This window comes from Bordetella muralis, assembly GCF_054781015.1.
On the sequence record NZ_BAAGVF010000002.1, the window covers coordinates 587,227 to 608,193 of the forward strand.

The window sequence follows — 20,967 nt, forward strand, 5'->3', positions numbered from 1 at the left end:
TTGTGCGCCCCCCGGGAAAGAAACGGCGGCGCACAAGCCGGTCCGACCATGAGTTCGTCGAGGGTTTATGCACATTCGTCGAAAAACAGTAGCTGGCTTTTGCCACTGAGCATACTGTCAATCTGGCCGCAACCTCAGATCGTGGCGCAACCTGAACGTGGGGACGATGGCCTCCATGTCACACCATCGCGCGGCGCAGGCGCAGGGACGCGGTGCGGCCCAGGATGATGGGGGCAACGTTGTTGTGAGTGAAGGTGATTTCGGCCTGTTCGCCGGGCCGTTGGGAGACGTGGGCAATATGGTCCAGATTGATGATCATCGACCGGGAGACCGCGCAGAATGGGGGTGTGGGCAATTGTGGCACCAGGCGCTTGAGTGTGATGTGCATCAGTTCGTTGGCATGCGCGGCGCTGCACAGCAGGACGTAGTCTCCTTGTGCCTGGGCGATGGTCAGGTCCTGGATTTTGATGATCCGCGTGCCGTTTTTGGTCTTGGTGGTCAGGTAGTTGCTACTGCTGCTGCGCGACTGCAGACGGGTCAGTGTCTGAGCCAGGCGTTCGGGACTGACGGGCTTGAGCAGATAGTCTACGGCGGCAATATCGAAGGCCTGCGCACCGTAGTCGTCGTGCGCCGTGACAAAAACCACGGCCGGCACGGGGTCCAGCCCGGCCAGCAGATCGAATCCCGTGCCGCTGGACAGTTCGATATCCAGGAACAGGACATCGGGGCGGAATTCGCGGATCATCGCCTGCGCTTGATCGGCGGTGGAGGCTTCTCCCTCGATTTGAACCGTGGGGAATTGTTCGAGCAATCGACGCAGATAGCGGCGCGCGGGCGCTTCGTCATCGATGATCAGCACGCGTAACATTGGTTCTCCTTGGGAGCCTGATGATGGCGAGCCAGCTGAGCGTGGACAGCGAGCGACCGGATGGGTAGGGCGCGAAAATGGGCAGCGCCTGCACAGCAGGGCCTGAATATAGGTCATGTTCAGCGTGTCGGAAATCCGTAACGGCCCGTAGTCGGTACGTCCAATAGGGTGTAAGGGGATGTTTTCATGATTTTTGTGCCCATCGGTCAGGCATTGAGCCTGGGGGAGTCGTCGGTAGCATTCTGGCGCGCCCAGGTGGTTGGGTGGTGCGTGCTGGCGATCATTGGCTTTTGTATACGGCTGGTGGTGTTTGCCAATGCGACGGTCGCGTTTTGGCTGACTGTGGGGGTGGAGCCGCTGGCGTTTGCGATCACGAGCGCCGTGGCGGTTTTTCATGGCCGTCATCCCAAGCCGAATGCATCGATCCAGGTGCTGGCCAGTGCGGTGTTGCTGTGCCTGGCAACGTCGGCGGTGTTGGCGGGAATCGCTTATGGGATACATCAGATGTTCGGCCCGGAGATCCGGTATGTGATGCCGGTCGACCAGTATCGGTTGGGCTTTATCTACTACATGGGTATCTTGTCGATCTGGACGCTGATCTACTTTGGCGTGTCGGCGGAGCTGGCGGTGCGCACTGAGCGTATTTCGAAGATGAAGGCCGAGACTCGGGCGCTGCGGCTGGAACTGGAATACCTGAAACTGCAGATCGAGCCGCATTTTCTATTCAATGCGTTGAATACGATTGTGGCGGAAATCACGGATCGTCCGGCGATTGCCGAGGAAATGACGCGCCGGTTGGCGGCCTATCTGCGCTATTCGCTGGATCGGCGCGGGCGCGGGATGTGCCGGCTGGAAGAGGAGATCGAAGCAGCGGAAACGTATATCCGCATTCAAGCGCTGCGCTTTGATAAGCGGCTGGAGTATCGCTGCCAGGTCGATCCAGCGTCGCTGGAATTACTGGTGCCGCATATGACGATGCAGGGGCTGGTGGAAAATGCGATCAAGCATGGCATGCGTTCTGAATATGATCATTTTCTGATTAATGTCAGGACGCGTGTGCAGGGAGATGAGTTGATTGTCGAGGTGGACAATCCGGGGCAGTTGCATGCCCCGTATGATTTGGCGCGCAGCGGCGGCGGACTGGGGAATCTGTGCCGCCGCCTGGCGTTGCGTTACCCGGATCGGCACAGTTTTTCGCTGGAACAGCGTGCGGACAAGATCGTGGCCGAGATTCGTATGAAGGGCGAGCCGTTGCTGTTGTAGTCGTACGGCGGTTGCCGGGTGGCGGTTATGCGCTGCCGACTGTTTGAAATACGAGGCCTGGGCATATGGCAAGTCCGTTCGCCTGTGCCCAGGCCGTATTCAAATCCCGAATGCTTCGCCTTTTTCTACGACGCGTTGCGCCTGTTTGACGACGGGGGCGTCAACCATGCGGCCTTCGAAGGTGCAGGCCGAGCGGCCCTTGGCTTCTTCTTCTTTGAACGCCGCGATGAGGCGGCGGGCGCGTGCGACGGCCTCGGGGCTGGGGGCAAATGCGGCGTTGGCGATGGCGACTTGGGCGGGATGGATGCAAAAGGCGCCTTCGAATCCTAATGCTGCGCCGCGCTCGACGGTTTTCTGGAAGGCGTCGCGGTCGGCAAAGTCCGCGACGGAGCCGACGAAGCCAATGGGGGCGATGCCTGCGCGCCGGCATGCGGCCACGGCCATGACGTTCGGTACGTATAGGGTGTCGGCGGTGACGGCCATTTGCAAGGAGACGGCGAGGTCTTCGGCGCCGACGATGAGGCCGCAGATGCGTGGGTGCGCGGCGGCGATGTCGTGCATGTTGTGCAGGCCTTCGGCGTCTTCGACCATGACGATCAGGCGGGTGGTGCCCAACGGCATGCCCCGTTCGGTTTCCAGCTCATCGATGATTTCTGCGACGGATTGCACGAAGGCGGCGTTGGGGACTTTGGGCAGGGTCAATGCCTGTACGTGCGGGCCGATGCTGGCTTCGATGTCGCGTATCAGCTGACGCCAGGGGCGATTGACGCGCACGATGACGTCTTTGCCTCCTTGCTCACGGCATAGCTTGGCGACGCTGGCGACGCGTTCGCGGGCTTGCTCTTTTTGGTCGAGGGCGATGCTGTCTTCGAGGTCCAGCTGGATGGCGTCGGTGGGTTGTTTCAGGGCGCTTTGGATGAAGCGGTCGTTGACGATGGGGACGAAAAGCATGGAGCGCCAGGTGAAGACTTTGCTCATGAGGGGTCTCTTGGGGGCTGTGTTTTACGGTTGGGGATGGAGTTCTTAAGTCGCAGGGGGCCGCCATATAAAGGCCACGCCGGCCCTATCGTCCGGTCTGGCCGCCTGCGCGGCCAGACTGCCCTTCACCAAGTGCGCCAGGCGGGGCGGCTGGGCAAACTCGCTACGCTGCGCTCCGCTCAAACATGCCCAGCCGACTGGCGCACTTGGTTCGGCGGACTCTACGGGCCGGCGTGGCCTTTATATGGTGGCCCCCTGCTGGCGGTTAATGCTGTCATCGAGTCTTGGGGGTGCGGGTCTCTTGTTCGTGTGGGGGGCGTTACTTTGATTCGGGGGGCAGGTGGATGTGTTCCAGTTCGGCCAGGATGTCTGCTGTGTGCTCGCCCAGGGTGGGGGCGGGGCGGCGGAATACGCCGGGGCTCGCGGATAGGCGGGGGATGATGTTGTGCATGGGGACGCTGCCCATGTCGGCGTCGGGGACGTGGACGATGGCTTCGCGGCCTGTGACGTAGGGGTGATCGATCAGGTCGGCGACGGAATAGACGGGGCCTGCGGTGACGCCGGCTTGTTCGAACAGGGCCAGGTTGTCGTCTTGATTGCGCTGCGAGACGAAGCTTTGGATGATTTCGTCTAACAGGTCTTTGTTTTGCACTCGCACGTCGTTGTTCTCAAAACGGGGATCGGTCTTGAGTTCGGGCATGCCGATGGTGTCGAAAATGCGCATGGCCATGGACTGCATGGATCCCGACATGGCAATGTGTTTGCCGTCTTTGCAGACGTAGACGTTGCGCGGCGCGGTGTGTGCGGACTGATTGCCCGAGCGCAGGGTGGGTGTGCCTGTCGCCTGGAATTTTGCGGCTTCGGACGAGATCAAGGAAAAAATTGGTTCGAACAGCGAGAGGTCGACGATCTGGCCGACGCCGGTTTTTTCCGCGCTACGCAACGCGGTCAGGACGCCTGCTGCGCCATACATGCCTGCGATCATGTCTGCCATGGCTAACGGGGGCAGGGCAGGAGGCTTGTCGGGGAATCCGTTCAGATAGGCGTAGCCGGACATGGCTTCGACCAGTGTGCCGAATCCCGGTTTGTGGCTGTAGGGGCCGGTCTGGCCCCAGCCGGATACGCGTGCGATGACCAGCGCCGGATTCAGGGCGTGCAGGACGTCGGGCGACAGGCCCATTTTTTCCAGGCCGCCAGGCACGAAGTTTTCGATCAATACCTGCGAGCATTTGATCAATTTTTTGAGCTGTGTCAGGCCTTCTTCGGATTTGATATCGAGGGCTAACGAGCGCTTGTTGCGGCCGTAGACTTTCCAGTACACGGCCTGGCCGCCTTCGCGCCAATGGCGCAGGTCATCGCCTTTTTCGGGGCGTTCGACTTTGATGACGTCGGCGCCGAAATCAGCCAGGAATACGGACAGCATGTTGCCAGCGACCAGGCGCGACATGTCGACGACTTTGATGTCTTTGAGCGGGCCGTCCTGGCCGGGGGTAAAGGCGTGAGTGTGAGCGGTCTGTGTCATGGGTGTTCAGTTCACTTGTGCGCCGGTGGATTTGACGATGGCGCCCCAGAGTTTCAGGTCGTCGTCCAGGCGTTTTGCGAGTTGTTCGGGGTTGTCGTTCAACGGTTCAACGCCCAGGTCGGCATATTTTTTCTTGACGTCGGGATCTGCCAGCACGCTCTCGGTGGCTTTGTAGAGTGTGTCGATGATGTCTTTCGGGGTGTTCTTGGGCACGTACATGGCGATCCACAGTTCGCCGTTGTAGCCGGGGATCTGTTCGCCGATGGCCGGTACGTCCGGCAGTGCAGGGTTGCGTTCTTTGGTGCTGACGCCCAGGGCACGCAGCTTGCCGGCTTTGATTGTGGCGATGGACGAGGGCAGGCTGGCAAAGATGATGGGAACCTGTCCGCCGAGGACATCGGTCATGCCGGGGGCGACGCCGCGATAGGGAATGTGTTCCAGTTTCAGGCCGCCTTTTTCGTCCAGCATGGCGCCGAGCAGATGGTTGAGCGTGCCGTTGCCCGCCGAGGCGTATTGATATTTGCCGGGATGGGCTTTGACTTCGGTGATGAATTCGGACAGTGTTTTTGCGGGGAATGACGGGTGCACGCATAGCACGTTCGGCACGGATCCGACGGCGGCGACCGGCGCGAAGTCTTTGACCGGATCAAAGCCGGGATTTTTGTAGATGGCCGGGTTGATGGCCTGGGCGCTGCTGATTGTGAACAGTACGGTGTATCCGTCGGCAGCCTCGCGTGCGGCCTGTGCCGTGCCGATGTTGCCGCCCGCACCGGGCTTGTTTTGCACGACAAAGGGCTGGCCGAGTTTCTGCGCCAGTTTGTCGGAAATCAGGCGCGCCACGATGTCATTGGTGCCGCCTGGCGACTGCGGGACGATGACGTTGACGGGTTGGCTGGGGTAGGCGGCGTAGGCGCTTGTGCTGGCCAGGCCGATGCCAGCCGTTACAGCCAGGCTGGCTGCGAAATGCTTGAAGAACATGGTTCGGTGTCTCCGGAATGTTTTCTCCTATTCTTCATGTAAATTTGCCATAGGTAAAATAGTATAAAAATATGGTTTGTATAGATGATTATGTATGGCCTTGCCATCAGGCCGCGGCGCAGATCGTGAATTCCAGGGGCTGTGCCGGTAACGGAAAGACATCATGACGCTGACACAACTGCGCTATTTTCTGGCGATCATCCGATGCGGCAGTATTTCTGGCGCGGCGACGCAAATTCATGTGGCGCAGCCGGCGATTTCCCAGCGATTGCGGCAATTGGAGCAAGAGCTCGGTCAGGTCTTGTTCAAGCGATTGCCACGTGGGATTGAGTTGACGCCCGCGGGCCATCATCTGAAAGCCCATGCGTTGGAGATCCTGCGCCGGGTGGACTCGGTGCAGGACGATTTCAAATCCTCTGATGTCAATCCGATAGGCCGCGTCACGTTGGCCATGTCTACGGCGGTCAACACGAAATTCTGTGTCGAGGTGTTGGAGCAGGCGGCTCGGAGTTATCCCAACATCAAACTCACGCTGACCGAGCATATGAGCGGCACCTTGCTCGAATGGACGGAAAGCGGCCGGGTGGATCTGGCGGTGGTGTACGACGTGCCGGGTAACACGCCGTTGGCGGTGCACAGTCTGGGGAAAGAAGATTTATACCTGGTCACGGATCCCGCGTTCAAACAGCGGTTGCCGGAAACGGTGTCGTTGGCGGATATTGCCGATTTAGGGCTGATTTTGCCGGCGTTTCCGCAAACGCTGCGGCTGATGATCGAGCGGACGTTTGCAGAACATGTGGGACGGGCGCCTAATGTCATGCTGGATGTTGATTCAACGTATGCCATTAAAAAACTCGTCTCTGCAGGAAAGGGGCAGAGCATTTTGTCTGCGCATTCGGTGGGCGACGAGATCAAGCATGGTGAGCTTGCGATCACGCCGATCGCGAACCCGGCGGTGAGCCGCACAATCAATCTTGTCACGTATCGTCCCCGCGCGAATGACGCCGCCGTTCGTGCTGTGTATCGCGTGGTCGAGGCGGTGTTGGGAGCGGGCAGGTAGCAAATCCAGCGTATCCCAGGTCAGTCCGGCCATAGCAGGCCTGTTGCGTAATGGAAAGCCGGTAAGATGCCGTGATCGCCGTTCGCTTTCTTCAACGCATGATGTCCTTGCCTGAACCTACACCCGCAGATGACTCCTCGGGTCAGCCCCGGTTGCGTTGGACGCGCGACGCGCTGACATTGCAGTTCAGTGGATCCGCCTCGGTGCAGAGCAGTATGTCCCTGCTGAACCCGTATGCGCTCGAATTCGAGTACACCCGCCTGATGATGGGTTTTCTGCTGTTTGATCATGATCCCGCGCACATATTGATGATCGGCTTGGGCGGTGGGTCGTTGCCCAAGTTTTGCCATCGTTATCTGCCCCGGACGTCGATCGATGTGGTCGAGATCGACCCTGATGTCATCGCGTTGAGAGACGCTTTTCACGTGCCCCCAGACGATGAACGCTTTCGCGTAATTGCCGCGGATGGCAAAGACTATCTACATGACGGCCCTATGCCGGTGGATGTTTTGCTGATCGACGCCTACGACGGGCAGGGCATGCCACCGGCCTTGTGCGAACAGACGTTCTTCGACGACTGCCATGCAGCGTTGTTGCCTGACGGCATTCTGGTCGTGAATCTGCATTTAGAGAGCGAGTCGTATCCGGTTTGCCTCGCATTCCTGCGCGAGACGTTTGGTACGTCGCTGTTCGAAGTCATCGACGACGATATGACCAACAGCATCGTATTCGCTTGCAAGGGCGAGCGCTTTGACGATATGGATCTGCGCACGGCATTGCGGAAACCCGACGGTATGAGCAAGGACGCATGGCGGCAGTTGCAGCCGACCTTCAAGCTCATCGAGGCGACGCTGATCCTCCGTTGAGCTGTATTGCAGAAAATAAAAAAGCCCTTGAATAAGGGCTTTTTTTGAATTTTTTGGCGGAGCGGACGGGACTCGAACCCGCGACCCCCGGCGTGACAGGCCGGTATTCTAACCAACTGAACTACCGCTCCGCAGCGGTGTACTACTAAACTGCAACCAACTAAAAAAGCTGGCGTCCCCTAGGGGATTCGAACCCCTGTACTCACCGTGAAAGGGTGATGTCCTAGGCCTCTAGACGAAGGGGACTCGGACTGCTGTACTGCAAACTGGTGGAGGTAAGCGGGATCGAACCGCTGACCTCTTGCATGCCATGCAAGCGCTCTCCCAGCTGAGCTATACCCCCAAACATCCTACTTTTACTGCGAAGGGCCAGCGGCGTAAGCGCGCTGGCCCTTGAATTCTGTGGCGGAGCGGACGGGACTCGAACCCGCGACCCCCGGCGTGACAGGCCGGTATTCTAACCAACTGAACTACCGCTCCGCAGCGGTGTACCACTAATACTGCAACCAACTAAGAAAGCTGGCGTCCCCTAGGGGATTCGAACCCCTGTACTCACCGTGAAAGGGTGATGTCCTAGGCCTCTAGACGAAGGGGACTTGGACTAACTGTACTGCAACTTCGCTGTCGACTGGTGGAGGTAAGCGGGATCGAACCGCTGACCTCTTGCATGCCATGCAAGCGCTCTCCCAGCTGAGCTATACCCCCGTTTCTCCAAACCAAAATCTGCAATTTTCGGGGTTTTATCCCTGTCGTTGCCGGTTTTGTTCAGTGCCGTTGGCGAAGAAACGAGATTATGCACGAGTTTTTTTGCGTGTGCAAGTCACGGTGAATGGGGTCGATGACCCCTCTCTACGTCGCGGCTGCGATCCCTACTGGGGGCGAGCCCCAGCCCCCACTGGTCGCTGGCTTGTAGGAATTCTCTATGTGACGGGGCCGGCGTCTAGCGTACCCGAAGCGGCGCCACCGCATGTGAATTATTGGCTTCCACCAATCGGATCATCTGCAGCATGAACAGATCGCGGGTCTCCTCGGGCAATTGCTCGATGGTGCGATCGTGCGCCCTTTGTACGGCGGGTTGCATGCGTTTGACGAGCGTGCGGCCTTCGCGAGTCAGACGGACCAGCTTGACTCGGCCGTCGTCGGGTGACTGGCGGCGTTCGATCAACCCGCGTAGCTCCAGTCGTGGCAGGACTTCGGCCACGCTGCTGCGTTCCAGTCCGATATCCAAAGCCAGGGAATTCTGGTCCAGTTCACCCCGCTCGCGTAATGCTGTCAGGAGGCTGTATTGCACCGGCGTGATGTTGAACGCGCTGGTTTCTTCGGAAAATAGCCAGCTATGGATTTGATGCAGCCGCCGTATCAAAAAACCTGGGCGGGTATAGAGTAGTGTGCGTTTTTGGTAGGACTGCAATTCTGCGCGCAGTGCGGCATTCTGATTGAGTTCATTCATTACTGGGCTGGGCGCGCATGCGCCATGCGTCAACGGGCGAATTGTCAGTGTAAGTGGTGTACCACGTATTTGTCATTGACCGTGAAAAATACAAAGGGTGATGCGCCGCTGTTTGGCGCATGTCGTGCACCAAAATAGGTGGTGTACCACATAAACTGCCTCATGCTGGTGCCAGATCTGGCGCCGTAACGATGCAGGTTTGGTGAGCCAGATGCACCGGCCCGCTAAGGGAAAACGCTTAATTAGATGGTGCACCACATATTTTTATAAAAAAATAGTCTTGTTTTATCAAAGGCTTAAAAGCAACTCGGCTGGGCTGTCCGGCCGATTTGGCATGCATATTGCTTTGTTGTCTCTCGGGGCCGGACAGGTCAGATGGGAGAAACAGTCATGGTTACAACGGTATTGTTGGGCGGGCACATCATGGATCCCGCCAACGGTGTGGATCGCGTCGGCGATCTGGTGATACGGGATGGACGGGTTGCTGGCATAGACGTGCCCTATGGTGCCGAAGCCACGACAGTGGATTGCCGGGGAGACCTGGTGTTGCCCGGGCTCATCGATACGCACGCGCATGTCTATCGGTATGTCACCGGCCGCTTTGGCTTGGACGCAGATACGTGCGGGATTAAAAGCGGGGTGACCACCTTGATCGATCAGGGTGGCGCGAGCTGCATCACGATTCCGGGATTCAGGCATTACGTCGCCGAGCCGGCCACCTCGCGTGTGCTGTCTTTTATCTCGGCGTATCTGGTGGGCGGGCTGGAAGGGCACTATTACCCCGAGTTGTATCGCCCGTCCTGTCTGGATGTGGATGCGACGGTCAAGGCGGCGCTGGCCAACAAAGATCTGGTGCGTGGCGTCAAGGCTCATGCCGAACTAGGCGGATTTCAGCGCTGGGGCATGGATGTCATGCGCATTGCTGCGCAGATCGGCCGCGAGGCGGATTTGCCGGTGTACATCCATTTTGGACAGTTATGGCCCTCGCCGGATTCGGGCCTGGATATTGATCCCGATTCGATCTTTCGTGACGTGCTGGAGCTGACCAAGCCCGGCGATGTGCTGGCGCATCCGTTCAGCAGGCACCCGGGCGGATTTGTCGGAACGGACGGCAAAGTGCATCCCTTGCTGGGCGAAGCGGTGGCGCGCGGGATGAAGATTGATGTGGGCCATGGCTCGCACTTCAGTTTCGACATGGCGCGCCGCGTGTTGGAGGCGGGCTTTCTGCCGGATACGCTGGGCGCGGACATGCATGGCTATAACACCAAGGTGCCGCATCCTCCGGCCACGCCCGATATCCATCCCGACGAGGGCGACCATCTGTTCACCAGCGCGATCCGGTTTTCGCTGGTGTCGACGATGACCAGCATGCTCGCGCTGGGCGTGCCGCTGGAGCAGGTCGTGCCGATGGTGACGAGCGAGGCTGCGAAACTGGCGGGCATGGAGGGCGAGATCGGCCACCTGGGCGTTGGGGCGGTGGCCGATGTGTCGGTCCTGTCAGATGAGCGGGGCAAATGGACCTTACGCGATAACGAAGGCAATCAGGCGGTGACCGCGCGCATGCTCAACCCGCGGTTTTGTCTGCGCGAGGGTGTGCGCTACGACGCCGACGCGCCTATCCTGCCTGTCCTGAAGGCCGCCGCCTGAGCCCCGCCATGACGCAGCAACATCCTCCAATCATGGGTCAGGGCATCGGGGCGCGCCTGACTCGCAAGGAAGACGAGCGCTTTCTGCGTGGTCAAGGGCAATACGTGGGTGATATGCGTATGCCGGGTACGCTGGACGTGGCGTTTGTGCGTTCGCCGCTGGCGCATGCGCGCGTGGCCCATATTGAAAAGCCGCAGGGGTACGAGCATCTGGTCTATACGATGCAGGACATGGAGAGCGTAAAGCCCATCCTGGCGGCGTCGCGCTTGCCGGGTTTTCGCACGTCGGTCCAGTATCCCTTGGCGATGGAAAAGGTGCGCCATGTGGGAGAAATGGTCGCTATGTGTGTGGCGCCGTCGCGGGCGCGTGCCGAGGATCTGGCCGCGCAGGTCTGGGTCGATTATGAAGAGCTGCCAGTCATTGCCGACATGCATGACGCTGCCAACGGCGTGGCGCCGCAGCGCATCCATGATGAATGGGATGGCAATGTATTTCTGGAAACCCGCGTCGAACGTGGTGAAGGACAAGCCCGGCAGTCAGGAGCGGTGACGGTATCGCGCAAACTCTCTACCTCTCGCCAATGCATGATGCCTATGGAGGGGCGCGGGGTCTTGTGTTGGTGGGATACGCGGATGGATCAGCTCGTGATGGTGAGTGCCGCACAGTTGCCGCATATCAATCGCACCGGGTTGGCGGAATGTCTGGGCCTGGACGAAGGGCGCATTCGTGTTGTCTCCCCCGACGTGGGCGGCGGGTTCGGATACAAGGGTATTCTGCTGCCCGAAGAAATCTGCTGTGCGTGGCTGGCCATGCACCTGAAGCGTCCGGTGCGCTGGCTGGAGGATCGCCGCGAGCATTTGAGCGCCAACGCGAATTGCCGCGAACATGCTTATGACATCAGTGTCACCGTGAATGCCGATGGACGGCTGGCGGGAATCGAGTGCGATGCGATCGTGGATTCGGGCGCCTATTCCTCGTACCCGTTTTCGGCCTGTCTGGAGGCCGCGCAGATCGGTTCGATTTTGCCGGGGCCATACCGCATGGATGATTTTCTGTGCCGTACTCGCTCGGCCGCTACGAACAAGCCTCCTATCCTGCCGTATCGCGGCGTGGCGCGCACCGGTGTGTGTTTTGCGTTAGAAGTCATGATGGATATGGCGGCGCGTGCGCTGGGCGTGGAGCCTTATGTATTGCGTCAGCAAAGCCTGGTGCGGCCGCAGGATATGCCGTACACCAATATCACAGGCAAGACGTTCGATTCCGGGGATTATCTGTCTTGTTTGAATCGAGCGGTGGAGGGTTTGAACTGGACGCAGTGGCGCGCGCGTCAGGCGCAGTGGCAGCCCGCGGGCGCGCGTCCGCAACGCCGCATTGGTATCGGATTGTCGATATTCTGCGAGCAAGGCGCACACGGGACGTCGGTGTATCACGGCTGGGGCATTCCCATGGTGCCCGGATATGAGCAATGTCATGTGCGCCTGACGCCGGACGGCATCCTGGAGGTCCAGATCGGCGTGCATTCGCATGGACAAAGTCTGGAAACCACCATGGCGCAGATTGCGAACACGGTGCTGGGCATTGATGCGGCACATGTGCGCGTACTGCATGGGGATACGGCCACGTCACCGTATTCCACTGGCACCTGGGGATCGCGCTGTGCGGTCATGGCTGGCGGCGCTGTAGGGACGGCTTGCGAGGAACTCGGCACGCGGATGAAACGCATCGCTGCCAGTCTGCTGGACTGTCCGGAAAGCAACCTGGTGTATGTGCAGGGGGGCATCGCGTCCCGGGATGGTTCGCAGCGCGTGAGTTACGCCCAGATTGGCCACACGTGGTATCGCGCGCCGCAGAAACTGCCGGCAGATGTGAATCCCGGCGGCCTGGCGCTCACGGCGGGCTATCGCATGCAACCGGATGGCGGCACGTTCAGCTATGCCTGCCATGCTTGTGCGGTGGAGGTCGATACGGCGACAGGCTTTGTCAAATTGCTGGATTACGTGGTGTGTGAAGACGGCGGTGTATTGCTCAACCCCATGGTGGTCGAAGGGCAACTGCTGGGAGGACTGGCCCAAGGTATCGGTACGGCGTTGTATGAGGAAATGCCGTTTGACGAACAGGGCCAGCCGTTGGCATCGACGTTGGCGGATTACATCGTGCCCGGTGCGGGTGAAATGCCGCGGGTGCGTATCGATCATATGCAGACGCCGAGCCCGTTCTCCAAGTTCGGACAAAAGGGGATAGGCGAGGGTGGCGCGATCGCACCGCCGGCGGCGATCGTGAATGCGATCAATGACGCGTTGGCGGATCTGGGGGCAGAGGTCTTGTGCGTGCCTGCCAGCCCGCCTCGTGTGTTGGCTGCCATCGAACAGGCGGAGGCTGCCCGATGAAAGCAGTTGCTTATGAGTTGGAGCGCGTGCGCAGCGTGAACGATGCCTGGTCTGCGCTGGCGCGCGACGAGTTCTACAAAGCCATCGCGGGCGGGCAGTCTTTGGGTGCCATGTTGAATCTGCGATTGGCTCAGCCTGAGCGCCTGATCGACCTGGATGCGATTGCCGAGCTGCGCGCCAGCACCGTGCAGGGGGATGAGCTCTTTTTGGGAGCGATGACGACCCACGCTGCGATCGAAGATGGCAAGGTGCCGGATGTGACACATGGCATGTTGGCCCATGTGGCTCATGGTATTGCCTATCGTGCTGTGCGCAACCGGGGTACGGTGGGCGGCAGCTTGTGCCACGCAGACCCTGCTGCCGATTGGGTCAGTGCCATGGCCGTGATCGGCGCGACGTGCGACGTCGTGGGGCCGCACGGCACGCGCGGGGTGCCCGCCGAGCAGTTTGTGCGTTCGGCCTTCGAGCCCGATCTCAATCCCGGAGAGATCCTGGCCCAGGTTCGGGTGCCGCGATTCAGTGCGAACGCACGCTGGTCGTATCGCAAACATTGCCGCAAAACGGGTGAGTTTGCATTGGCGATCGTGACCGGTGTGGTGGACCCTGATCGTGGCATCGAACGGTTGGTGCTGGGCGCGTTGGATGGGCCCGTAACGGCTCACTGTGGTCCGGATCTATACGCGCGCCTGGCTGATCCTGCGGCGCGAGCGGCTTTGCTGGACGCATCGGAGTCGGGTTTGTCGTATGAGCGTCGTGCCTGGCACGGCGATCTGCTGGCCAGTGTGGTGGCTGATTTGGGAGCAAAGCAATGACGGTGCCTCTCGATTTTCCAGAGGTGAACGAGGTTGACGTTGCGTTGACGGTCAATGGGGCGCTTTTTCGCATTCATTGTGAACCGCGCACGCATCTGGCTGATGCGCTGCGCGAGCATTGCGGACTGACGGGCACACATATCGGGTGTGAGCATGGGGTGTGCGGCGCCTGTACGGTGGAAGTCGACGGCGCCCCGCAGCGGTCATGCCTGCAGTCCGCTGTGCGTTTCGAAGGCAAGCACGTCACGACGGTCGAGGCGTTGGATGACGATGCGTTGACGGCGGCATTGCGCACGGCATTTTCAGCGCATCACGCGTTGCAGTGCGGCTATTGCACGCCCGGCATGTTGATCACCGCACGCGACATTGTCCGTCGCCTGCCGCACGCTGACGAGGCTCGGGTGCGCGATGAACTGGCTGGAAATCTATGCCGATGCACGGGATATCAAGGCATTGTCGATGCCGTGATGCATGTGTTGTCGACCTATCGCTCGGGGGAATAGAGACATGAAAATTGAACAGTCTTTTGACGTGGCCATGCCTTTGGCAACGGTATGGGCCGCGTTTCATGAGCCTGCGCTGCTGGTGCAATGCTTGCCAGGAGCTTCGTTGCGGGGCGAACCTGTTGGCGATGAGTTGCCGTTGCTCTTCAAGGTGAAGTTGGGGCCGATTGCCGCTGCATTCGCGGGCCTCGGGGTGCTGTCGCTGGATGAGGCTGGACACTCGGGCGAGATGACCGGTCAGGCCACGGACGGGAAAAGCAATAGCCGTGTCAAAGGAGCAGCCCGATTCAGCGTCGTATCGCAGGATAGCGCCGTCACGACAGTCAATGTCACCGTGGACTTCAGCATCACCGGATCGTTGGCTCAGTTCAGCCGCGAGGGAATTGTGCGTGCATTGGGCGATCAGTTGACGAAGCAGTTCGCGCAGAACTTGCAGGCGATGTTGAGCACTCAGCGTAATACGCCCGCGGATGACATTCATAGCACAAGCTCAGTTCAAGTGATCGCGTCCGAGTCAGGTGCCATAGTGATCCCGTCGGACGGAACCGGCACGTCCTCGGAGAGGATGCCAAGGAACGCCGCATCGCAGTCAATGGGTCAGGCTAAAGCCGTGCCGCAACCCGCCGAGGCGCCCGCACTGAATTTGTTTGCTCTCATGCTGGCCATGATGCGTGATACCTGGAAAAAATGGATGGGCCGGGACAAGCAGGCAAAACGGAGTACGACATGATGCCGTCCACTGTCGCGCCAACGCGTGATATCGGGCGCATGCTGGCGCCATTGCAGCATGCGTATTGGGCAGACGTCGTGCGCCTGCGCGATGCGTTGCCTGATCTGGATTCCCGTGTGCTGTTGCACGCAGGGCCCGCGTATGCCGCCGATGCCGTGGTTCCCGTGCCGGTGATGCAGGCCGCGGCGCAGGCGGTGGTATTTGAGGGGGCGGCGGCGGATGTTCCTGCCGCGCTACAGCTGTTGGCATCGGGGGCCTATCGTTTCGAGCCTGCGCAAAACCACGGCGTGGTGACGCCATTGGCTCAGGTCGTATCGTCGCGCATGCCTATGGCAGAGGTGCGTCTGGGGGAAACGGCCCGGTATGCGCCGCTATTGGAGGCAGGCGTGCCTTCTTTGCGTTTTGGCTCGCAGGACCCCTCGTGCGTCATGGCACTACATGTCATCAGCCGTTTGGGCCTGGGGGGGCTGGCGCCCTGTCTGCGCTCATCTCCGTTGGCCGTTGCGCCATGGCTGCGCACTGCCTTGCAGCAGGGGGATGAGTGCCATTCACGCACCGGCGTTGCCAATCAATCGATGATTGAAGCATTGGTCGCCGCATTTCCTGCGTTGAGCGACGAACTGCTTTCCACGTTGTCGAGCAATCCCAATTTCGTGCTGACGTTGATCATGGCAGCCTGCGCTTGCGTGTTGGAAACACAGGACGGCGATATCAAGGCAGCCGGCGGCAATGGGGTCGATTTCGGTGTCCGGATGGCAGGCGAGTCCTGCTGGCGCACGGTGCCAGCTACTGCTCCCATTGGTTGCTTTATTCCTGGTCTTGAAAACACGGCGGTATTGGGAGCTATCGGCGATAGTGCGGTGGTCGATTTTTGTGGATTGGGTGGTCAGGCATTGAGTCTGGCGCCAGCGCTGTTGAGTTTGTGGCAAGACCAATTGCCCACGGATGCAGCCAACCGTGCCCGGCATGTGCTGAATGAGCAGACGGGGTTGGTGTGTGCGAGATCTATCGCGCAGAGCCGGGTGTCGCCCATTGTGCATCTGGCGATGGTCGAAGCGCACGGAGTGCAGGGATTGGCGGGGCGGGGGTTCTATGCGCCACCAGTGTCGTTGTTTACGTCGTTGTTGCAGGGTTAGGGCCACGAAAGCATACGTGGGTGGTCATCGTTTCGCAATTGCTCATTTTGGAGTGTTCCATGTTTACGAAATACCGGCTTTATGCCCTGATCGCAGCAGGCACGCTGTTTGCGGCGCCTGCGATGGCGCAGGAAACCATCAAGATTGGCGTCTCGCAGCCGTTGACCGGCCCAGTGGCGGCGGCTGGCACCTATGTCGCCAATGGCGCCAGACTGGCGGCGGAGCAGTTGAACGCGCAAGGCGGTGTGCTTGGCAAGAAAATCGAATTGATTGTCGAAGACAACAAGTCCAATCCGCGTGAGGCGGTGAATACGGCAGAGAAACTGATATTGCGTGACAAGGTGCCCGTGATGATAGGGGCGTGGGGATCGACATTCACGCTGGCAACCATGCCCAAACTGCAAGAGTACGGTGTCCCCATGGTGGTAGAAACCGCGTCGTCGTCCAAGATCACGACGGCGGGCAATCCCTGGGTGTTTCGTATCAGTCCCACCTCACGCATGGAGGCGCTGGCATTCGCGAAACAGCTGCAATCCTTTTCGCCTGCGATCAAGAAAGTCGATTTTCTGGCAGTGAACAATGATTGGGGATTGGGCGCTACGACGGAATTCAAGAACGTGTTTGCACAGCACGGGATAGAGGTCGGCCGCGTGGAAACGATGTCGCCTGATGCAACTGACTTGTCGGCGCAATTGGCGGCTTTGCGCGAAACGGGCAGTGATACTTTGATCGTGACCTCGGGTGTCGAGCAGTTGACGCTGGCAATTCGGCAAGCGTCTGAACAACGGTTGAAGCAGCGCATCATCACGACGGGCGGTTCGTTTCCCGAACCCCTGATCCAGAATCCGGGGCCGAAGGGTTATGTCAGCACGCATCTGCTGTTTTTCTCGCCATGGACGGCCGACAAGGCCTTGCACCCCGAAATCGCCAAGGCCTATATGGATGGCTGGAAGCAGAAAGGCTATCCGTTTCCGGGTTTGACGGAAGGGTTTCGCGGTTATGACGCGGTGCTGACGGTAGCCGATGCGATCAAGCGAGCAGGCAAGGCCGAGCCTGAAGCGATCCGCCAAGCGCTCTGGGAAACCAAGGTTGCAGGCGTGAATGGCGATGTCTCGTTCATCAAGGATGGCCCGGCAGGCAAGGAAAGCGGCCAGAACGAACCCAATATCTACATCGTGCAGTTAAAGGACGGCGTGGTGTCGGCGCAGTAAGGATTGGCGCTGTTGCCGCGGTCTTTGCAGGGCCGCGGCGCCGAAAGCAAGCACACAGGAGTTCTGACTTGGATCAAATCATGCAACACGCCGTCAACGGCCTGGTGCTGGGCGCGACCTACGCGTTGCTGGGTATAGGGTTGACATTGGTGTTCGGCATCATGCGCGTCGTCAATTTCGCGCATGGGGAGTTGTATGCGTTAGGCGCCTACGTGGCTTATGCGCTGGTGTCGCTGCTGGGATTGGATTTTTTCAGTGCCCTGCTGTTTTCGGCTGTCGCCGGGTTTCTGATCGGCAGCGTGATCGAGTTCGTCCTGCTGCGCCGCTGCAAGCTGGAAAACATCGATGAAGTCATGTTGATCATGATCGGTGTAATGATCATCATGCAGAACGCAGAGCTGATGTTATGGGGCGGTGTGGCCAAGGTGGTGCCCACGCCATTTTCGCAAGAGCCGTTGATATGGGGCGGCGTGGCATTGTCGCCGACACGGCTGTTCGTATTGTGTGCGGCCGCGGTGTTGCTGCTGGTGTTTTATCTGGTGATCGAACGGTCCAGATTGGGGATGGCCATGCGGGCCACGTTCCAGGACAAGGACGCTGCAAAGATCGTGGGCGTAAATGTCTCGAGTATTTATACGCTGACATTCGCGTTGGGCTCGTGCCTGGCGGCGGTGACGGGGGCGCTGCTGGCGCCTATCTTTGTGGTCAGTCCGACGATGGGCGATCTGGCCAGCCTGAAGGCATTTGCGATCGTGATTCTGGGAGGGCTGGGCAATATTGGCGGTGCTGCGTTGGGGGGATTTGCGCTGGCAATGATAGAGGAGTTCGGCGCCAGTTATATCTCGACCTCGTATCGCGATGCGCTGGGGTTCATCGTGATTCTGATCGTGATGGTCATGCGTCCGCAAGGCCTGTTTGCGGTCAAGGAAAGGGTGGGTTGACGTGAAATGTATCGTGTTTCTGATTTGTGTAGCGGCACTCGCACTGCTGCCTGTGCTGTGGTCCGACCCGTATATGTTGTCGGTGGTCTCGGCGGCCGGCATCATGATCGTGGCGGCCATCAGCCTGAATCTGCTCTTGGGTTTCACCGGCCAGCTCAGTCTGGGGCATGCCGCGTTTTTCGGCATAGGCGCCTATACCAGTGCGCTGCTGTCTTTGGGTTTCGATGTGAATCTGGGGTGGGGTCCATTGGTGGTTGATCCTAAACCCGTATGGCTTGCCTTCGTGATGGGCATTGCGGTTGCCGGCCTGGCTGGATGGCTGGTGGGCAAGCTGGCTTTTCGCGTACGCGGCGCCTATTTCGTGATTGTCACGATCAGTTTTGCCCAGGTGATGCGCATGGTGGCGTTGAATTGGGTGGACTTGACCGAGGGACCCATGGCGTTGACGGCCATTCCTGCGCTGACATTCTGGCTGCCCGGGCAGGGCGTGATTGAGCTGGTCAGCAAGGCAGCTACGTATTGGCTGGTGCTTGCCGCCGGTGTGGTGGCGTATGTGCTGGTGGCACGGCTGGTGCACAGCCGCGCGGGGCGGGCGGTGATTGCATTGCGCGAGAACGAAACACTGGCTAAATCCATCGGCATTCCCGTGACGCGATATCTCGTGATCGCGTCGGTGTTGTCGGCCGCTATTGCCGGCGCAGCGGGCGGGCTGTACGCACACACGGTGCGCATTATCGATCCCGATGTGTTCTTGTTCGTCTATACGATCACGATGGTGATCATGGTAGTGGCAGGCGGTAAAGGAACCTTGGCCGGCCCGGTCGTAGGGGGAGTGATCTTCGGCCTGATGCCGGAGGTCTTGCGCGGTGTGGTGCCGCCGGAAGTCCAATGGATGTTGTACGGCGCGTTGATGATTCTGATTCTGTTGTTCCTGCCTAAAGGCATTGTGCCTGCCGGGGCTCGCGCTGTGCAATGGTTCAAAAGCCGGGGCAAGACAGATGCGGTGATCGATACAAAGCCTGCGATTGCAGTGCGCTCTGCTGTATCAGAAGGAGGGCGAGCATGAACCTGGTGATGCCGCATACTGCAGTGCCGGTCAGGCCGATGGGTAATATCGCGTCCGGCATGCTGCAGCCGTCTCTGGATCGCCCGGTCTTGTCATTGCATGACATTACCGTGCGTATTTCGGGCCTGGTGGCACTGAACAATGTCAGTTTCGATGTGATGCCGGGACAGATCGTCAGCCTGATTGGTCCCAACGGCGCCGGCAAGACGACGGCGTTCAACGTGATATCGGGCTACATGAAGCCGACGTCGGGCCGCGTGGTGCTGTTTGGTGACGATATTGTGGGCATGAGCCCGAATCAGATTGCAGCCCGCGGACTGGTGCGCAGTTTTCAACGCACCAGTGTGTTCGGGCAGTGTTCTGTGGCGGACAATATTTTGATGGCATTGCACATGCAGGGCCGTGCAGGATTGCTGTCGTCGCTGTTGCGCTTGCCGTCTTTCAAGCGTGAGGAACTTGCATTGCGGGATCGGGTGCATGAAGTCCTGACGTTTGTGGGCCTGACGCATCGCGCGGCAGATATCGCCGCGAATCTTTCGTACGGAGAGCAGCGTCTGTTGGGGGTGGGGATTGCCCTGGCGGCCAGGCCCCGGCTGTTGCTGCTGGATGAACCGGCAGCGGGATTGAATCCCTCGGAAACGGAAGACTTCAAGGCCATGATCCGCCGCATCGGCGACAGCGGCGTCACGATTCTCTTGGTAGAGCATGACATGCATATGGTCATGTCGATCTCGGACTACATCGTGGTGTTGAACCAGGGAGTGCGTATCGCCGATGGCGGACCGCGCGCGATCCAGGAACACCCCGAAGTCATACGCGCTTATCTAGGATCAGGACTGAAACGTGCTAAAGGTTGACGACATCGTTGTGCATTATGGCGCCACACGCGCCGTGGACCACGTATCGCTGAGTGTGGAAGAAGGCGAGTTCGTGACCTTGATCGGCTCGAACGGCGCGGGTAAGTCCAGTACCTTGCGAGCGATCAGCGGGCTGGAGCCTGTGGTGTCAGGATCCATCACGTTCGATGGCTATCCGATCGCGCAGGCGAGCGCGCAGAACATCATCGAGCGCGGTATCGCACATTGCCCGGAAGGCCGGCGCGTGTTTGCACAGTTGACGGTGCGAGAGAACCTGGAAATGGGCGCGTATCGGCGCAGCGACCGGCAACGGATCCGTGATGATATCGAACGCATGTTCGACAAGTTTCCGCGTTTGCGTGAACGGGTTGCACAACCTGCCGGGACCTTGTCGGGGGGCGAGCAGCAAATGCTGGCTATCGCGCGTGCGCTGATGTCGCGGCCACGGTTGGTGATGTTTGACGAGCCGTCGTTAGGACTGGCACCGAATTTCGTCGAACAGGTATTCGAGCTCGTTGCGGATATCCGCAAAGGCGGCACCACGGTGTTGATGGTGGAGCAGAATGCCTATGCTGCACTGGAGCTGTGCGACCGGTCGTATTTGTTGGAGACCGGTCGCGTGGTTTTTCATGGATCTGCACAGCAGATGCTGAACAATCCGGATATACGGAAAGCCTATCTGGGCGGCTAGC

19 protein-coding genes and 6 tRNA genes are annotated in these 20,967 nt (G+C 59.5%); 14 read left to right on the top strand and 11 right to left on the bottom strand.

Features of this window, described 5'->3' with window-relative positions:
- Positions 1-178 precede the first annotated feature (178 nt).
- Positions 179-868, bottom strand: a complete 690-nt coding sequence (locus ACYVIT_RS04790) for a LytR/AlgR family response regulator transcription factor (RefSeq protein WP_415808411.1) — start codon at positions 866-868, stop codon at positions 179-181.
- Positions 869-1,054: 186 nt separating this feature from the next.
- Here ACYVIT_RS04790 and ACYVIT_RS04795 point away from each other — a divergent pair, with 186 nt between their 5' ends.
- Positions 1,055-2,131 (top strand): sensor histidine kinase, encoded by a 1,077-nt coding sequence (locus ACYVIT_RS04795; RefSeq protein ID WP_415808410.1) that lies wholly within the window; start codon positions 1,055-1,057, stop codon positions 2,129-2,131.
- 99 nt (positions 2,132-2,230) lie between these two features.
- Here ACYVIT_RS04795 and ACYVIT_RS04800 read toward each other — a convergent pair whose 3' ends face one another.
- From ACYVIT_RS04800 to ACYVIT_RS04810, 3 genes are all read right to left on the bottom strand, one after another.
- The gene (locus ACYVIT_RS04800) at positions 2,231-3,109 is read right to left on the bottom strand and encodes an HpcH/HpaI aldolase/citrate lyase family protein (protein WP_415808409.1); all 879 of its coding nucleotides are present in this window, start codon (positions 3,107-3,109) and stop codon (positions 2,231-2,233) included.
- Positions 3,110-3,428: 319 nt separating this feature from the next.
- The gene (locus ACYVIT_RS04805; protein WP_460478156.1) at positions 3,429-4,631 is read right to left on the bottom strand and encodes a CaiB/BaiF CoA transferase family protein; all 1,203 of its coding nucleotides are present in this window, start codon (positions 4,629-4,631) and stop codon (positions 3,429-3,431) included.
- Between the two features lie 6 nt (positions 4,632-4,637).
- Positions 4,638-5,609 carry a Bug family tripartite tricarboxylate transporter substrate binding protein gene (locus ACYVIT_RS04810; RefSeq protein WP_415808835.1) on the bottom strand — a complete coding sequence of 324 codons (972 nt, stop codon included), beginning with the start codon at positions 5,607-5,609 and terminating at the stop codon, positions 4,638-4,640.
- Positions 5,610-5,772: 163 nt separating this feature from the next.
- Between ACYVIT_RS04810 and ACYVIT_RS04815 the strand changes: the two genes are divergently transcribed.
- Both ACYVIT_RS04815 and ACYVIT_RS04820 read left to right on the top strand, forming a co-directional pair.
- Complete coding sequence (locus ACYVIT_RS04815; RefSeq protein ID WP_415808834.1) at positions 5,773-6,669, top strand: LysR family transcriptional regulator; 897 nt, start codon at positions 5,773-5,775, stop codon at positions 6,667-6,669.
- 215 nt (positions 6,670-6,884) lie between these two features.
- Positions 6,885-7,535: a fused MFS/spermidine synthase gene (locus ACYVIT_RS04820; protein WP_415808833.1), complete on the top strand. Its 651-nt coding sequence runs from the start codon at positions 6,885-6,887 to the stop codon at positions 7,533-7,535.
- 54 nt (positions 7,536-7,589) lie between these two features.
- Here the strand turns inward: ACYVIT_RS04820 and ACYVIT_RS04825 are convergent.
- The 7 genes from ACYVIT_RS04825 to ACYVIT_RS04855 form a co-directional block, all read right to left on the bottom strand.
- Positions 7,590-7,666, bottom strand: a tRNA-Asp gene (locus ACYVIT_RS04825).
- A gap of 39 nt (positions 7,667-7,705) precedes the next feature.
- Positions 7,706-7,781 (bottom strand) — tRNA-Glu (locus ACYVIT_RS04830).
- A gap of 21 nt (positions 7,782-7,802) precedes the next feature.
- Positions 7,803-7,878, bottom strand: a tRNA-Ala gene (locus ACYVIT_RS04835).
- A 60-nt stretch (positions 7,879-7,938) separates the two neighbouring features.
- A tRNA-Asp gene (locus tag ACYVIT_RS04840) sits at positions 7,939-8,015 on the bottom strand.
- Positions 8,016-8,055: 40 nt separating this feature from the next.
- Positions 8,056-8,131, bottom strand: a tRNA-Glu gene (locus tag ACYVIT_RS04845).
- Positions 8,132-8,164: 33 nt separating this feature from the next.
- Positions 8,165-8,240: transfer RNA gene (locus ACYVIT_RS04850), tRNA-Ala, on the bottom strand.
- Between the two features lie 235 nt (positions 8,241-8,475).
- On the bottom strand, positions 8,476-8,985 hold the full coding sequence (locus ACYVIT_RS04855; RefSeq protein WP_415808832.1) for a MarR family winged helix-turn-helix transcriptional regulator: 510 nt from the start codon (positions 8,983-8,985) through the stop codon (positions 8,476-8,478).
- Between the two features lie 390 nt (positions 8,986-9,375).
- Between ACYVIT_RS04855 and ACYVIT_RS04860 the strand changes: the two genes are divergently transcribed.
- From ACYVIT_RS04860 to ACYVIT_RS04910, 11 genes are all read left to right on the top strand, one after another.
- The gene (locus ACYVIT_RS04860; protein ID WP_415808831.1) at positions 9,376-10,632 is read left to right on the top strand and encodes an amidohydrolase/deacetylase family metallohydrolase; all 1,257 of its coding nucleotides are present in this window, start codon (positions 9,376-9,378) and stop codon (positions 10,630-10,632) included.
- A gap of 8 nt (positions 10,633-10,640) precedes the next feature.
- Positions 10,641-13,019, top strand: a complete 2,379-nt coding sequence (locus ACYVIT_RS04865; RefSeq protein ID WP_415808830.1) for a xanthine dehydrogenase family protein molybdopterin-binding subunit — start codon at positions 10,641-10,643, stop codon at positions 13,017-13,019.
- On the top strand, positions 13,016-13,831 hold the full coding sequence (locus tag ACYVIT_RS04870; protein ID WP_415808829.1) for an FAD binding domain-containing protein: 816 nt from the start codon (positions 13,016-13,018) through the stop codon (positions 13,829-13,831). Before ACYVIT_RS04865 ends, ACYVIT_RS04870 begins: the two co-directional genes overlap by 4 nt.
- Positions 13,828-14,334 (top strand): (2Fe-2S)-binding protein, encoded by a 507-nt coding sequence (locus ACYVIT_RS04875; protein WP_415808828.1) that lies wholly within the window; start codon positions 13,828-13,830, stop codon positions 14,332-14,334. Before ACYVIT_RS04870 ends, ACYVIT_RS04875 begins: the two co-directional genes overlap by 4 nt.
- A gap of 4 nt (positions 14,335-14,338) precedes the next feature.
- A complete protein-coding gene (locus tag ACYVIT_RS04880) occupies positions 14,339-15,064 on the top strand; it encodes an SRPBCC family protein (RefSeq protein ID WP_415808827.1) in 726 nt (241 codons plus the stop codon).
- Complete coding sequence (locus ACYVIT_RS04885; protein WP_415808826.1) at positions 15,061-16,200, top strand: oxamate carbamoyltransferase subunit AllG family protein; 1,140 nt, start codon at positions 15,061-15,063, stop codon at positions 16,198-16,200. Before ACYVIT_RS04880 ends, ACYVIT_RS04885 begins: the two co-directional genes overlap by 4 nt.
- Positions 16,201-16,259: 59 nt before the next feature.
- Positions 16,260-17,411 carry an ABC transporter substrate-binding protein gene (locus ACYVIT_RS04890; RefSeq protein ID WP_415808825.1) on the top strand — a complete coding sequence of 384 codons (1,152 nt, stop codon included), beginning with the start codon at positions 16,260-16,262 and terminating at the stop codon, positions 17,409-17,411.
- Between the two features lie 68 nt (positions 17,412-17,479).
- Positions 17,480-18,352 carry a branched-chain amino acid ABC transporter permease gene (locus ACYVIT_RS04895; protein WP_460478157.1) on the top strand — a complete coding sequence of 291 codons (873 nt, stop codon included), beginning with the start codon at positions 17,480-17,482 and terminating at the stop codon, positions 18,350-18,352.
- Positions 18,353-18,365: 13 nt separating this feature from the next.
- Positions 18,366-19,418, top strand: coding sequence for a branched-chain amino acid ABC transporter permease (locus ACYVIT_RS04900; protein WP_415808823.1), 1,053 nt, complete (start codon positions 18,366-18,368; stop codon positions 19,416-19,418).
- Complete coding sequence (locus ACYVIT_RS04905; RefSeq protein WP_415808822.1) at positions 19,415-20,275, top strand: ABC transporter ATP-binding protein; 861 nt, start codon at positions 19,415-19,417, stop codon at positions 20,273-20,275. Before ACYVIT_RS04900 ends, ACYVIT_RS04905 begins: the two co-directional genes overlap by 4 nt.
- The gene (locus tag ACYVIT_RS04910) at positions 20,262-20,966 is read left to right on the top strand and encodes an ABC transporter ATP-binding protein (RefSeq protein WP_415808821.1); all 705 of its coding nucleotides are present in this window, start codon (positions 20,262-20,264) and stop codon (positions 20,964-20,966) included. Before ACYVIT_RS04905 ends, ACYVIT_RS04910 begins: the two co-directional genes overlap by 14 nt.
- The last annotated feature ends 1 nt before the right edge of the window (position 20,967 follow it).

Coding starts and splice junctions, on each gene's coding strand:
- ACYVIT_RS04790 (WP_415808411.1), bottom strand. CDS start 868: ATGTTACGCGTGCTGATCATCGATGACGAAGCGCCCGCGCGCCGCTAT.
- ACYVIT_RS04795 (WP_415808410.1), top strand. CDS start 1,055: ATGATTTTTGTGCCCATCGGTCAGGCATTGAGCCTGGGGGAGTCGTCG.
- ACYVIT_RS04800 (WP_415808409.1), bottom strand. CDS start 3,109: ATGAGCAAAGTCTTCACCTGGCGCTCCATGCTTTTCGTCCCCATCGTC.
- ACYVIT_RS04805 (WP_460478156.1), bottom strand. CDS start 4,631: ATGACACAGACCGCTCACACTCACGCCTTTACCCCCGGCCAGGACGGC.
- ACYVIT_RS04810 (WP_415808835.1), bottom strand. CDS start 5,609: ATGTTCTTCAAGCATTTCGCAGCCAGCCTGGCTGTAACGGCTGGCATC.
- ACYVIT_RS04815 (WP_415808834.1), top strand. CDS start 5,773: ATGACGCTGACACAACTGCGCTATTTTCTGGCGATCATCCGATGCGGC.
- ACYVIT_RS04820 (WP_415808833.1), top strand. CDS start 6,885: ATGTCCCTGCTGAACCCGTATGCGCTCGAATTCGAGTACACCCGCCTG.
- ACYVIT_RS04855 (WP_415808832.1), bottom strand. CDS start 8,985: ATGAATGAACTCAATCAGAATGCCGCACTGCGCGCAGAATTGCAGTCC.
- ACYVIT_RS04860 (WP_415808831.1), top strand. CDS start 9,376: ATGGTTACAACGGTATTGTTGGGCGGGCACATCATGGATCCCGCCAAC.
- ACYVIT_RS04865 (WP_415808830.1), top strand. CDS start 10,641: ATGACGCAGCAACATCCTCCAATCATGGGTCAGGGCATCGGGGCGCGC.
- ACYVIT_RS04870 (WP_415808829.1), top strand. CDS start 13,016: ATGAAAGCAGTTGCTTATGAGTTGGAGCGCGTGCGCAGCGTGAACGAT.
- ACYVIT_RS04875 (WP_415808828.1), top strand. CDS start 13,828: ATGACGGTGCCTCTCGATTTTCCAGAGGTGAACGAGGTTGACGTTGCG.
- ACYVIT_RS04880 (WP_415808827.1), top strand. CDS start 14,339: ATGAAAATTGAACAGTCTTTTGACGTGGCCATGCCTTTGGCAACGGTA.
- ACYVIT_RS04885 (WP_415808826.1), top strand. CDS start 15,061: ATGATGCCGTCCACTGTCGCGCCAACGCGTGATATCGGGCGCATGCTG.
- ACYVIT_RS04890 (WP_415808825.1), top strand. CDS start 16,260: ATGTTTACGAAATACCGGCTTTATGCCCTGATCGCAGCAGGCACGCTG.
- ACYVIT_RS04905 (WP_415808822.1), top strand. CDS start 19,415: ATGAACCTGGTGATGCCGCATACTGCAGTGCCGGTCAGGCCGATGGGT.